The organism is Idiomarina sp. ST10R2A5, from assembly GCF_051842325.1.
Classification (GTDB): Bacteria; Pseudomonadota; Gammaproteobacteria; order Enterobacterales; family Alteromonadaceae; genus Idiomarina; species Idiomarina abyssalis.
Genome location: NZ_JBNIEX010000008.1, coordinates 49,107 through 61,695, shown reverse-complemented (window position 1 = coordinate 61,695; position 12,589 = coordinate 49,107). Strand labels below are relative to the sequence as shown.

12 protein-coding genes and 1 pseudogene are annotated in these 12,589 nt (G+C 47.2%); all 13 read right to left on the bottom strand.

The features are described 5' to 3' along the window. Positions 1 to 123: 123 nt before the first annotated feature. The 13 genes and pseudogenes from ACP7FG_RS10640 to flgB all read right to left on the bottom strand — a co-directional run bounded on the left by ACP7FG_RS10640 (position 124) and on the right by flgB (position 12,502). A complete protein-coding gene (locus tag ACP7FG_RS10640) occupies positions 124 to 885 on the bottom strand; it encodes a flagellin (RefSeq protein WP_439226385.1) in 762 nt (253 codons plus the stop codon). A gap of 249 nt (positions 886 to 1,134) precedes the next feature. Further along, a pseudogene (locus tag ACP7FG_RS10635) lies at positions 1,135 to 1,545 on the bottom strand (flagellin N-terminal helical domain-containing protein); the annotation flags it as partial. 240 nt (positions 1,546 to 1,785) lie between these two features. Next, positions 1,786 to 3,000: a flagellar hook-associated protein FlgL gene (gene flgL / locus ACP7FG_RS10630; protein WP_054486747.1), complete on the bottom strand. Its 1,215-nt coding sequence runs from the start codon at positions 2,998 to 3,000 to the stop codon at positions 1,786 to 1,788. Between the two features lie 5 nt (positions 3,001 to 3,005). Next, complete coding sequence (gene flgK, locus ACP7FG_RS10625) at positions 3,006 to 5,021, bottom strand: flagellar hook-associated protein FlgK (protein ID WP_439226354.1); 2,016 nt, start codon at positions 5,019 to 5,021, stop codon at positions 3,006 to 3,008. Between the two features lie 90 nt (positions 5,022 to 5,111). After that, a complete protein-coding gene (gene flgJ, locus ACP7FG_RS10620; RefSeq protein ID WP_439226353.1) occupies positions 5,112 to 6,089 on the bottom strand; it encodes a flagellar assembly peptidoglycan hydrolase FlgJ in 978 nt (325 codons plus the stop codon). A 14-nt stretch (positions 6,090 to 6,103) separates the two neighbouring features. Further along, on the bottom strand, positions 6,104 to 7,204 hold the full coding sequence (locus tag ACP7FG_RS10615) for a flagellar basal body P-ring protein FlgI (protein WP_439226352.1): 1,101 nt from the start codon (positions 7,202 to 7,204) through the stop codon (positions 6,104 to 6,106). 10 nt (positions 7,205 to 7,214) lie between these two features. Then, on the bottom strand, positions 7,215 to 7,889 hold the full coding sequence (gene flgH, locus ACP7FG_RS10610) for a flagellar basal body L-ring protein FlgH (protein WP_054486739.1): 675 nt from the start codon (positions 7,887 to 7,889) through the stop codon (positions 7,215 to 7,217). Positions 7,890 to 7,912: 23 nt separating this feature from the next. Next, positions 7,913 to 8,701, bottom strand: coding sequence for a flagellar basal-body rod protein FlgG (gene flgG, locus ACP7FG_RS10605; protein WP_054486737.1), 789 nt, complete (start codon positions 8,699 to 8,701; stop codon positions 7,913 to 7,915). Between the two features lie 22 nt (positions 8,702 to 8,723). Beyond that, positions 8,724 to 9,467: a flagellar basal body rod protein FlgF gene (locus tag ACP7FG_RS10600; protein ID WP_224797925.1), complete on the bottom strand. Its 744-nt coding sequence runs from the start codon at positions 9,465 to 9,467 to the stop codon at positions 8,724 to 8,726. A gap of 108 nt (positions 9,468 to 9,575) precedes the next feature. After that, the gene (gene flgE / locus ACP7FG_RS10595) at positions 9,576 to 10,925 is read right to left on the bottom strand and encodes a flagellar hook protein FlgE (RefSeq protein ID WP_439226351.1); all 1,350 of its coding nucleotides are present in this window, start codon (positions 10,923 to 10,925) and stop codon (positions 9,576 to 9,578) included. A 15-nt stretch (positions 10,926 to 10,940) separates the two neighbouring features. Beyond that, on the bottom strand, positions 10,941 to 11,624 hold the full coding sequence (flgD, locus tag ACP7FG_RS10590) for a flagellar hook assembly protein FlgD (protein WP_439226350.1): 684 nt from the start codon (positions 11,622 to 11,624) through the stop codon (positions 10,941 to 10,943). Positions 11,625 to 11,638: 14 nt separating this feature from the next. Then, positions 11,639 to 12,091 (bottom strand): flagellar basal body rod protein FlgC, encoded by a 453-nt coding sequence (gene flgC / locus ACP7FG_RS10585; protein ID WP_199493125.1) that lies wholly within the window; start codon positions 12,089 to 12,091, stop codon positions 11,639 to 11,641. Between the two features lie 6 nt (positions 12,092 to 12,097). Next, positions 12,098 to 12,502 (bottom strand): flagellar basal body rod protein FlgB, encoded by a 405-nt coding sequence (gene flgB, locus ACP7FG_RS10580; RefSeq protein ID WP_054486727.1) that lies wholly within the window; start codon positions 12,500 to 12,502, stop codon positions 12,098 to 12,100. Between the last annotated feature and the right edge of the window lie 87 nt (positions 12,503 to 12,589).

The window sequence follows — 12,589 nt, the reverse complement described above, 5'->3', positions numbered from 1 at the left end:
TTAGCGTTTAACTGAAGTTTTTTTAAGCGGTATCGATTTTTATTGTTAACTCTTTGAATTACAGGCATAAAAAAACCGGAGCAAAAGCTCCGGTTTTTAGTGACGGTTGAGTTAGTTAAGCAATTAGCCCAGTAACTGCAGTGCCGCCTGTGGACGCTGGTTCGCCTGCGCCAAGATAGTCTGTGAAGCCTGCTGCAGGATCTGAGCCTGAGTCAGTTTCGCAGTTTCTGCGGCAAAGTCAGCATCTTTGATTCGAGACTTCGCACCTTCCAGGTTCTCAGCGATGTTCGATTGGTTACGAATTGTCGCCTGGAAACGGTTTTGAACCGCACCTAAGTCTGCACGTTGTGCATCGATTTGAGCGATTGCGGCATCAATAGTTCCAAGGGCATCTTGAGAGCCCTCATAAGTGCTTACATCAATCTGACCGACTTCACTTAGCGTTGATTCGCTCGCACCAAATACTTCCGTTTCATCCGCTGTTCCATCATTTGTAATAGAGAATGAATCACGAGACTCGAGCTGTATTTCTGCATCAACGACCACACTAGTATTAGTATCATCAACAGCAAGCGACGTACCTGGAGCACCAGCGCCTGTTAACGTAACCGTATTACCAGCCACACCACCTGAAATCTGAATACCGTTTACGTTTTCGGCAGAAATAGTAAGTTCACCATTGTCTACGGTAGCATCAATCCCTGCTTTACCTAAATCTTCAGAAAGCTTAGTCAAAGAGCCGTTGTACTCAGCCAAATTAAAACTTTCATCTCCAATACTAAGCGTGCCCTCGTCAGTACTTTGGAAGTTAGAAATAGTAGCTTCGACTTTAGTAGAAGCTGTAACACCAGTACCTGCCCCATTGACTTTACCAACAACATCCATTGCTTTATCAGTGGCTGTCAGGCTAATTACAGAATTACCGTCAGGACCACCTAGAGTGATATCACCAGCTGTCAGGCCAACAGTAAAGTCTGCGGCTGCTGTTGCAGTTTGCGTACCTAAAGTACCACCGGCTCCTTCAATTTTATTGTTACCAATTGAATTAGCACCTACATCGCGGAGGCTAACAGAGATTGTCTCGTTCGCATTGGCACCAACTTGGTATTTTTCAGTACCAAAACTGCCATCTAATAAGTTTTTACCACCAAAACTAGTAGTTTCAGCAATTCGAGTCAATTCTTGTTGCAGGTTACCAATTTCTTTCTGCAGCGCTGCACGATCTGTATCTGAATTCGAACCGTTTGCTGACTGAATAGACAGTGTACGCATACGTTGCAGAATGTTGGTTGATTCGTCCAACGCACCTTCAGCGGTTTGCGCCATAGAGATACCGTCGTTCGCGTTACGGTTACCTTGATTCAAGCCGTTAATTTGAGAACCCAAACGGTTTGAGATTTGCAAGCCTGCAGCGTCATCTGCAGCGCTATTGATACGGAAGCCTGACGACAAACGTTCGAATGCTTGGTCAAGCTGGTTACCTGAGCCCATCAGCTGACGCTGTGCGTTCAGTGAGCTGACGTTAGTGTTTACATAAAGTGCCATGGTATTGCTCCTCAGTTTCTAGCCTAAGCTTGGATTCAATCGTTGTTGCCAAGCCGGAGGAAGTGTTCGGCTTCGTGTTTCGCCTGATTAAAATTTCCTCTCACAAAGGATATCGGCAGGGTTTTGGGGAGCTTTAGAATTTTTTTGAAAAAATTTGAAGTTTTTTTAATTGGTGTGAGTTCTGGCGTACACGATGGGGTGCATCTCACCTGACGCAATAGCGTCAGGCTACATCACACATTATAAGTAATCGAACAGACTCAAACGGCTGATACGAGTAAACACTTGCTGAGCGGCTGAGTAAATTGTTTCATTTTTTACCAAATCGGTTACGGCTTCTGAATAGTCCACATCGGATATATCCGCACGTGCCTTTTTATTCACTATTTCAATATCAGCGTTGCTCAGTTTTGCGTTATCCATAACGTTTAAACGCGCACCGACAGACGCCTGGGTATCCGTCAAATCACTAATCACCGTATTAAAATCATCCAACGCAAAACCAATTTCGCTTTCATGGAAGCCTTTACTGTCTGGACCCGATGCCTCCAACGCATCAGCTAAATCCCCAATTTGAGTCAGCAGGTTACGGGAGACTGGCTCGCCTATACTGTAGCTAAAAGAATCTCCCGCTGCTGGTAAGTTGTCAGGATTAAGCTCCAGTGCCATACCGTTGTATTCAACCTTACCTTCATTCACTGTGCCGGTCACTACCGGATTTACACCATCATCAATTTCATAAGTGTCAGGCCCGGTAAAATTAACCGTAAAATCGGTCGGGTCACCAGCATCGAGGCGCGCTTCAGTATCCGCAATTAACGCGTTTCTGTCGGTAACTTCTACTTTTTCAATAAAGTTGTTTCCGCCGGTTAGCTCAAAGTCCACCCGCTTAGACACATTTGAAAACGCGCGGCTACCCGGATCGTTAGCGGGCAGGTATAAGGTCGGTGACAACTGAATTGTACGCTGCCCCTGGTCGCCTACATATTGATACGACTGGGTGGCATCATCAAATTCCATCGGCTGGGTACGGTTTTGGTACCCGGCAAAAATATACTCGCCCGACTCATCTTGCGCATTGGTTAAATCAAAGATAGAGGTTTCAATATTTCGTAGCTCTGACGCTATGGCTTTACGGTTGGTTTGATCATAACTACCATTCCCCGCTTGCACCGCCAAAGTGCGCGCTTTCTGAATCGCATCAGTAATGCTACTTAATACACTTTCCTCGCGGCGCAGATTATTTTCCAGCGTTACCGAGTTACGTTCAAACTGTTCGTTCTGGCCAATTTTTTCATTCAGTGCCAGTACCTGAGAGTTGCCAATTGGATCATCTGCAGGACTTAGAATTTTGGTTTGCTTAGTCAGCATTTGCTGAATTTTATCCAGCTGATTCTGCGAGGTTTGTAAACTGTCCAGACCACGCTGGAAAAATAAGTTGGTACTTAAGCGCATAATAATTACCTCAGTGAATTCAGCAGCGTGTCAAAAATGGTTTGCGACGTAGTGATAATTCTGGCCGAGGCCGTATAAGCTTGTTGGTACTGAATTAAGTTCGCAGCCTCTTCTTCCAAGTTCACTCCGGCTTGTGAGTCATACAGCGCCTCAGTTTGTGACTTAATAGCTTCAGCCGAGTCGCGTAAAACACGATTTTGGCTCACGCGGCTACCGACATCAGATACCAAACGACCGTAACTTTCGTTAAAAGTCATTGTCGGTTCCGCTTCTTCGCCACCAGAGCGGCGGACCAACTGCTGACGTTGCAAATCAGCCATAGATTGTCCGTTACTGTTGTCATCAAAACCGTTGGTGTTGTATTCAATAAAGTACTCATCGCCTACAGCTGGTTCGCCATTAATGTCAACTTCGTAGTCTGGGTTGGCTAAGCTGGCTTGATCTAAAATACCGTTTAAATCGGTCGTGCCGGTAATAGTTCCTAAACTGGTTCCGTCTTTAGCAAAGACCTCCAGGTCATAAGCATTACCTGTCTGCCCTGTTACTTCGATACGGGCGGGAGCACTGTCTAACAGTGTATTGTTAGTAGTATCATAATAACTATCTGGCGTATTAATGGCCGCTATTTCAATGCCGGCCGCGCCTTGGTTATCCATACCATCTTTAACCCGAATAGGGTTTGCTAATGCAATATCTTCCGGGCGGCGAATGGCCAAACTGATTTCTGACGCAGCACTTTCCGCTGGTTTTGCTAAGAACTGGTCACCTGCATTTGCAGCACCAGTCAAATCGAGAGAAATACCCAGCTCAGTAATATCAACCGTCCCCGGTGAGGCCTGAGTAACCGTAATAGTATCGGCACCACTGACAATCGTACCATCACTATTTATCGGTACAATTTCGTATTCATCGGGGTTTCCGGTTTTGGTAATACGCAGGTTTTCTGATGGAAACGACTTACTGTCTCCCTCTAAAACGCTCACATTAATTTCGCCGGTACCACCATTGTCAGAATAAGGAATGGCTTCTGACTCGGTTTTTGACAGGTCAAAAATCTTCCGGCCCAGCTGGTTATCTAAGTCCATGCCTTTTTGGTTTTGTGTATTCATCGAGTCCGCAATACGTATTGCCAACTGCCCTAAACGCTTTTGCGTTGGCATTAACACTTCGTCCCGGTACTCGAGATACCCCCCCACAGAACCACCAACTTCATCCGTTGGCACATAAAACTCACTTGTCTTACCGCCGCCATGCTCTTTTTGAAGCACCATTTCTAAACGCTCGGTATCAGGGTTACTTTTTACCGCTACCGCATTAAATCGACCGTCTTCTAAAACCAATGGCTGTCCGTTTTTTAAGTTGACCGCAACCGCGCCATTTTTCTGCTCAACCGTGCTGAACTGAACCAACTCCGCAAGCTGACGTAATTGTTCATCGCGTTTATTCAGTAAAGCGTTGATATCGCCGTTGTCACTGTTCTTCCCATTAGACGACTGAATTTTTGAGTTCAGTTCAGCAAGGTTTTCTGAAATTGAATTAATGCGATCGGTCGATAAGGTCAGACGGTCGTTAATAATACTTTTTTGTTGGTCGAGGTACTGGGAAAAGTCATTAAATTTGGTCACCATGGCGTCGGCTTCAGCCAATACCAGTTGGCGCGCAGTCACTGAACCAGGATCATTATTAGCATCTTGCAACGTGTTAAAGAAGCTCTCTACAGAAGAAGCAACGTTGGTCGTGCTATCGCCCAGCAAAGTATCGAGCTGCTCAGCTTGCTCCAGATTCGCTTCATAGTAACTGACTTTAGAAATGTCCGTTCGCAGCTGCCGGTTTGCGAACTGATCAATCATACGTTCGACACGAACGCGCTCTAAACCTCCGAACTGACTTTCGAAATACTCGGTACGCTCGCGAACATAACTCGGTGTGTTCGTATTATTAATATTCTGGCCGGTCACTTGCAGGCTTTGCTGGTGCGCCAATATGCCGTTTTTCCCGATATTTAATAAGTCAAAACTCATCGATGATTCTCCAGTTACTCTATGACCGTTATCGGCACCGAGCGAATATTATTTAGCCAATACGGCAATTTTTTGCCGCCTGCCGCATTCCTAAATTTCTTTATCAACAAAAGCCGGATTATTTAATACCGACTGAATCTTCTGTGCGTACTGAGGATCGGTCGCGTAACCGGCCTCCTGCAGTGCTTGCGTATACTGTTTAGGGTCATCAGCGACTTTCAGTGCCTGTTGGTAACGCGGATGCTCTTTTATAAAGTTTACGTAGTCTTGCAAGCTCTGTTCCACGTTAGCGTAGGATCGAAACGCAGCGCGTTCTTTGCGAGCCACTTCACCGTCAAACTCCAGGGTGCTGACATGAGACTTATCGCCGTCCCAACGTGTATCCGCTTTAATATTAAACAGGTTATTACTGGAACCACCATGGCGTCCCGGTACCAGTCGCTTGCCCCAGCCAGTTTCCAGTGCCGCCTGCGCCATCAGTACATCCGGATTTAAACCGGCTTCTTTGGCGATTCTCTCGGCATGAGGCTTTAGCGCAGCAATAAAGCTTTGCGGGGAATTAAAGGTCGCATCGCCATCGCTCAGCTTGACGGTATTCACTCGCTGATTCCCGTAATACAGACCCGCATCAATACCGCCCTGGTCACTGACTTTCTGCGAGGCATTGCTCATGTCGGCGCGGTTCTTCATGCGCGGGTCGTCAAGGTTCGCGCCATTGCGATTCATTGATGCCGGAACATAACTGTCGTCACCACCTAGCTGCTTTACCATCAACTCAGCCAACCCCAGAGTGCCCTGGCTGGACAGTTCTGAGGTCAATTGCTGGTCATACATATCGCGATACATATTGGTGTAACGGTTATCAAGTAAGTTGTCTTTCTCAAACACGGCGTTGGCCTTTCGCATACTGCCCATCACCATATTCAGAAATATGGCTTCAAACTGCTGCGCGGCTTCCATCAAGGCTTCTTTGTCATCGGGCTTGAACGCACGCTTCCGCAGCCCGTCAAGGCTGTGGGTATCCATGGCGTGCTGCGCTTGCTTTAGATGAGAGTCTGAAACCGTCATAGTTTAAACCGCCGCTAGATTACAATAAGCTCGCCAGATAACGCACCGGCTTGCTTTAGTGCTTCCAGTACAGCAATCATGTCTCCCGGAGCAGCGCCAATTTGATTCACAGCGCGAACCAAATCATTCAGCGTGGTTCCGGGCTCGAAAACAAACATACGGGCATCATCCTGATTGACGTCAATTATCGACTGGGGTGTAACAACAGTTTCTCCCTGACCAAAGGGGTTTGGCTGATCTACATTCACGTTCTCTGCAATGGTCACCTGCATGTTGCCATGTGCAACCGCTGCAGGACGCAATTCAACATTCTGACCAACCACAATAGTTCCGGTACGCGAGTTAACAATAATTTTCGCGGCGGCGGCAGCTTGTTGCACTTCCAGGTTTTCCAGTGTCGACATGTAGCTGACCCGCTGATTCATATCTCGAGGCGCCCTCACCCGAACAGAAGTCGCGTCTACCGCCTGTGCTGTGCCTTCACCAACTATGCCATTAATGGTTTCTGCCATACGCTTGGCTGTCGTAAAGTCTGACTGGTGCAGGTTAAAGGTAAAGTAATCGGAAGAGCCAAAACCCGACAGAACCTCACGCTCAACGACGCCACCATTCGGAATTCGACCGACCGTCGGCGTGTTAATAACAATACGGGAACCATCATTACCTTCGGCGCCTAAGCCGCCCACAATTAGGCTGCCCTGCGCAACCGCATAAACTTCACCATTGGCACCTTTCAAAAAGGTTTGCAACAAGGTACCGCCTGTCAAACTATCGGCACTGCCAACAGAAGACACGGTGACATCAATTTTTTGACCGGGTTTTGCGAAGGCAGGCAGATCCGCATGTACGGCAACGGCCGCCACATTATCAATTTTGGGTCGTTCATTAGCTGGAATATTAATGCCGAAATTGCCCAGCATGGTGCGGAATGTCTGATCGGTAAACGGCGTCTGTTCACCCGTTCCCGGTAAACCGACTACCAGACCATAACCAATAAGTTGGTTGTCCCGAATGCCCTGAACCGACGCAATATCTTTTATGCGTGAAGCCTGTACCGGGGCAACCAGCATTGACATCAGGCTGACCAAAAGTGCAATGAATTTAACCGTTCTCATGCCTTACTCCTTAGAATGGCCATACTGGGCTGTTGAAGAACCGAGTTAACCAACCCTGCTCCTGAACTTGCGCCAGACTGCCTGTACCCGAGTACTCTATGCGCGCGTTCGCCACGCGAGTGGATGGGATCTGGTTAGCTGCAGTAATATCCTGAGGCCGGATCATACCGGTTAAACGAATGTACTCGTCGCCGGTATTAATTCGCATCCACTTTTCACCCCGAACAATTAAATTACCGTTTGGCAGTACTTTTATAACCGTAACGGTAATCTCACCGTTAAGCTGATTACTCTGATCAGAGCTTCCGTCACCGCTGAAGTTTCTGGTGCCATTGACGCCTGCCGATAAAGGGTTACCGCCAACGGTAATATCACGCCCAAACATCGTTGGTGCGCCGAGTTCTGCCGAACTCTCTTTTGAGGTTTCAGTGGTTGCCGTTTTGCTGGCCGTTGTCTGTTCCTGTAGCGTCACAGTAATAATGTCGCCTAACCGCCGCGCTTTAATATCGGAATACAGGTTGTCTGCGTAAGCGTCCTGAAATAGAGAGCCTGTTGGTACAACAGGCTGGGCACGCTCTTCCGGTAATACGGGTGCGTAATATGGGTCATTTGGCATCGGTTTATGTGGCGTTTGCGCACACCCCGCCATGACCAACGCTGTTAAAGTAAAAAGTAAAAAACGCATAGACTCACCCGCTATTTATTCAATTAAAGCTGCTGATTCACATAGCTCAACATCTGGTCTACAGAAGAAATTACTTTTGAATTCATCTCGTAACCCCGTTGACTTTCAATCAGATTCACCAGCTCTTCAGTTACATTCACATTTGAGGTTTCCAGCGCGCCCTGAATGGTATTCCCCATTCCGTCAACACCGGGAACGGCTTCTAAAGGCGCACCACTTACAGCCGTCTCTTTATATAAATTCTGACCCATAGGTTGTAAGCCCGCCGGGTTAATAAAGTTAACCAGGTTAAGCTGCCCGACAACAACGTTGTCCGGGTTGCCCGGTTGAGTAACCGTCACTTCACCTTCTTGCGAAATGCTGACCGACATCGCGTCTTCTGGTATCTGAATAGCCGGCTCTATGGTGTAGCCGTTACCCGAGGTTACCATTTCACCTTCTTCGTTCAGTGAAAACTGACCATTCCGGGTATAGGAAATGTTTCCATCCGGCATCAACACCTGAAAGAAGCCTTTGCCGTCAATCATCACGTCCAATGAATTGTCCGTTGTCTGAACATTACCCTGAGTATGTGCTTTTTGCGTTGCAACTACTTTAGTACCGGCACCAAGCATCAAGCCGTTAGGTAGCTCAGTGTCCTGAGCGGACTGACCACCTGGCTGATTAATATTCTGGTACAGCAAATCTTCGAACACCGCCCGGCTTTTCTTAAAGCCAATCGTGCTGGAGTTCGCCAGGTTGTTGGAAATGACTGAAATATCGCGTTGCTGCGCATCCAGTCCGGTTTTACTTATCCATAATGCTGGGTTCATAGTGTTTCTCCTCGGGCTACGATTAGCTCATTCTCATCAGCGATTCAGAGCGCTGTGCGTTCTCATCGGCCGTCTTCATTAATTTGACGTTCATTTCGTACTGGCGCTGCAGTGCAATCATATGTGTCATTTCTTCGACACTATTGACATTGCTCCCTTCCAGAGCGCCAATTTCCAGTTTCACGTTGGCATCAGCAAAAGCCTGCTGGTCATCTTTTAGCTTAAACAGACCATCATTACCTTTTTCTATATTGCCGTTCGGTGGGTTCACCAGCTTAATCCGATCAATCACTTCCATTGCGTCAGCCGGAGCTCCCATAGGGCGTATGGATACATTACCGTTGGAGCCGATAACCAGGTTATCAATTGGCATGGGCACAAAAATGGGTCCGTTGTCGCCTAAAATCGTTTGGCCATTAGAGTTTTTCAGCATGCCATCGGTGCCAACTTCCAGACTGCCATTTCGGGTGTAACGCTCATTGCCGTTGCCGTCGTCGACCGCAATCCAACCCTGGTCTTTAATCGCAACATCCATGTTACGTCCGGTCGTCTGTATTGCCCCACTGGCAAAGTTTTGCCCCGGGCTTTCTGTCATAGAAAAGACCCGAGTCGGCAAACCTTCACCAAAGGCCTGCATTGCCCGTGCCTGTTGTAAGTCGGCTTTAAACGCCGTGGTATTGGCGTTAGCTAAGTTATTGGCGCGTACGGCAACGGAGTTCATATTCTCCTTTGCGCCGCTCATCGCTACCCATAGCATCTTGTCCATAGCTGACCTCCAGCCAAAATTTTGTCATCTGCGTTTGATAATGCAGATTTCATGCCAGAAACAAAAAAGACGCCCGAAGGCGTCTTTTTAATTGACAGATAAAAGCGATTAACGAATCTGAAGAATGGTCTGATTAATGGTGTTGTTAACTTCAAGCGAACGTGAATTTGCCTGGAAGTTACGTTGCGCTGTAATTAAGTCAACCAACTCTTTGGTCAGGTTAACGTTTGAGTTTTCGAGCGCAGAAGCTTCAATACCACCAAAAGTACCGGTATTCGCTTCACCAGAAAGCGGCTCGCCCGAGTCAATGCTCTCACGCCACTTGGTACCACCAATTTGCGTCAGGCCCTGTTCATTAGCAAAGCGAACAATGGAAACCTGACCCAGGTACTGAACATCACCATTAGAGTAAGTTGCCGCAATTAAACCTGACTTATCAATATCCACGTTCGTTAAGCGTCCAACTGTGCTGCCATCCTGATCAAGGTTAGTCACCTCAAAATCTGAAGCAAACTGAGTAGGACTGGTAGTACCCGAAAGATCCTGGAAGTTAAACTGGACCGTTTGGGCATCTGCACCGTTGTTTAAATACGGGTCGCCCGCGGCGTTATTACCTGACAAGTCAATTGAACCGGGATCAAACGTTGTTTGTCCAGCTGGAACATCCGGCTCACCGTTTCCTAAAAAGGTTAGACGTAATCCTGAGTTGCCATTAATTGAGGTATCAGGAGATGCTACCGCTGTTCCCGTCGGAGCTAAGTCAATTTCATCACCATCGAAAGTGGCATAAACGTCCCATTGGTTATTATCCCGTTTCACATAGTAAGTCGATAATGTATGGGACTCACCTAATGAATCATAAATAGTTGCAGAAGTAGAGCTGTGATATGTACTTGGTGTACCAGGATCAAATGGGTTAGCAGCGCCATCTATCGGCGAGCGACGCGCATCAACGTTAAAAGCAGTAAAGACATTATCGGTATTTTGCGGTGCACCAGCTACATCCGGAATACGAATAGGTTGAGTCGTAGCCAAAGCCACCGATGATGCGGTACCACTATTACGGTCAACTTGGTAGCCCTGCAGGTAGTTGCCTTGATTATCAACGATGAACTTATCATCGTTTAACTTAAAAGCACCTGAACGGGTATAAGTCATATCACGCGAACCAAGGCCATCGGTAGTAGCAAAAAAGCCGTTACCTGAAATAGCCATATCCAACGAGTTTTCAGTGAAATCCAGTGTTCCCTGGCTAAACTGCTGCGCGACCGACGAGGTTAAAACACCGTCACCCACTTTTGTGTTACCTGCGTTAAAAATACTCGTCGCATAAACGTCCGCGAACTCTGCGCGGGACTGTTTAAAGCCCGTTGTTTTCACGTTTGAAATATTATTCGCGGTCGTATCCAGATCTTTCTGCGATGCGTTGATTCCGCTGAGTGCAATATTAAATGACATAAGTCACCTCACCTGTTAGCTAATTTCAGTCACATCAGAAAGCTTGATGCCACCTAATCCTTTAAGATTCAAAACCACACCGCGATCACCGCCGGTGCTGACACTTTGCACGCGAGCGTGCATCTGTATGGGTAATTCTTCAGTCTGGCCACCGACACTGGCATTTACCGAGAAGGAATAATTTCCAGCCGGAGCTTCCGAGCCGTCAGACATTGTTCCGTCCCACTCAAACTCTTTCGTGCCTTGAGGCATATCTCCCAAGTTAATGGTTTTAACCAAGGCTCCGGTTGAGTCCTTAATATTAATTTTCACATTCTGGGCTGACTGCGGTGTTGCTATCATTCCCGTAACTCCTGCGCCTGACTCAAGGTTGGCCTGGTCTGTCGGCACCAGAACTTTGCGACCAACCATAGTTGAAGCCTGTAGCGCCTGATTTGAAGTCATATCATTTGCAAACTGGTCAAAACGATCCGACAAGCCACTGATACCTTCCGCCATGGTAAAGCTGGTCATCTGAGCAATCATTTGATCATTCTCAACCGGCTTAGACGGGTCTTGCATATTCAACTGCTCGGTTAACAGCTTGAAGAAATCTTCCTGCTGAAGTTTCTGTTCCTCATCAGGATCAGCAAACTTAGCTCCTTCTTCTTTCTTCCACTTCATGCTGTCGATGTAGGAATTATTGCTTACGCCTTCCATTTGTTATCTCCTGCTTACCCTTGACCCAGACGCAATAAACGCTGTGTCATTGTTTTGGCAGTGTCCGCTACCTGCACATTTGTCTGGTAGGAACGCGAAGCCGAAATCATATTTGCCATCTCTTCCATAGTGTTAACGTTAGGCCGATAGATGTAGCCACTCTCGTCAGCCATAGGATGATTTGGAGCATATTCAATTTGTAGTGGGTCCTGGCTTTCAACGATTCCCAAAACCTTAACGCCTGCGGCCTGTCCTGCCTGAGTCTGATTAGTCAGACTATTACCTTTATAATCCCCTCTGGCATCCGCTAAAGCCGTTGCGAAAACCGGGTTTCTCGCTCGATAGGTTTCATCAATACTGCTACTTACCGAGTTGGCATTGGCCAGGTTACTTGCCGTTGTGTTCAGTCTTACTGACTGCGCACTCATGGCAGAACCGGTCACATTAAAAATATTAAACAGACTCATGACTTATTATCTCCCTTGTCCGCCCAAGGCTTTCTTCACACCACTAATACGGCCGTCGAGAAAGTTCATGGTCATTTCATATTCCAGTGCATTTTGGGCATACAAGTTTTGTTCCAACTGCACATCAACGGTATTACCGTCACCGGTATCCGGCTGTGATGGAACTCGGAACTTCTCTGTACCCTGAGGTTTTATCTCAACGCTGAAGTGTTTTTCGTGGGTGCGTGCCATTTTATGGTTTTCCATACCACGCTGCGCTTGTTGCAACGCTTGCTGGAAGTCCAGACCTTTCGCTTTGTAGCCAGGGGTATCGGCATTGGCGATATTATTGGCAATAAGCTCCGCTCGCTGAGTACGTATACCCAGCGTGTGTTGCTGTATTCCCATCAGTTTATCCATGGAAAGTGCCATATTTTTGTCTCCACAGTGTTCGATGGTGAAGACAATGCAGGAAGCGTGCCAGTTTAATTACAAGAGGTTTCTAACAGGTATTCTCTG

Bases quoted from the DNA above. Each gene is read 5' to 3' on its own strand.
- ACP7FG_RS10640 (WP_439226385.1), bottom strand. From the start codon at position 885: ATGGATGTTGTTGGTAAAGTCAATGGGGCAGGTACTGGTGTTACAGCT.
- flgL (WP_054486747.1), bottom strand. From the start codon at position 3,000: ATGCGCTTAAGTACCAACTTATTTTTCCAGCGTGGTCTGGACAGTTTA.
- flgK (WP_439226354.1), bottom strand. From the start codon at position 5,021: ATGAGTTTTGACTTATTAAATATCGGGAAAAACGGCATATTGGCGCAC.
- flgJ (WP_439226353.1), bottom strand. From the start codon at position 6,089: ATGACGGTTTCAGACTCTCATCTAAAGCAAGCGCAGCACGCCATGGAT.
- ACP7FG_RS10615 (WP_439226352.1), bottom strand. From the start codon at position 7,204: ATGAGAACGGTTAAATTCATTGCACTTTTGGTCAGCCTGATGTCAATG.
- flgH (WP_054486739.1), bottom strand. From the start codon at position 7,889: ATGCGTTTTTTACTTTTTACTTTAACAGCGTTGGTCATGGCGGGGTGT.
- flgG (WP_054486737.1), bottom strand. From the start codon at position 8,701: ATGAACCCAGCATTATGGATAAGTAAAACCGGACTGGATGCGCAGCAA.
- ACP7FG_RS10600 (WP_224797925.1), bottom strand. From the start codon at position 9,467: ATGGACAAGATGCTATGGGTAGCGATGAGCGGCGCAAAGGAGAATATG.
- flgE (WP_439226351.1), bottom strand. From the start codon at position 10,925: ATGTCATTTAATATTGCACTCAGCGGAATCAACGCATCGCAGAAAGAT.
- flgD (WP_439226350.1), bottom strand. From the start codon at position 11,624: ATGGAAGGCGTAAGCAATAATTCCTACATCGACAGCATGAAGTGGAAG.
- flgC (WP_199493125.1), bottom strand. From the start codon at position 12,091: ATGAGTCTGTTTAATATTTTTAATGTGACCGGTTCTGCCATGAGTGCG.
- flgB (WP_054486727.1), bottom strand. From the start codon at position 12,502: ATGGCACTTTCCATGGATAAACTGATGGGAATACAGCAACACACGCTG.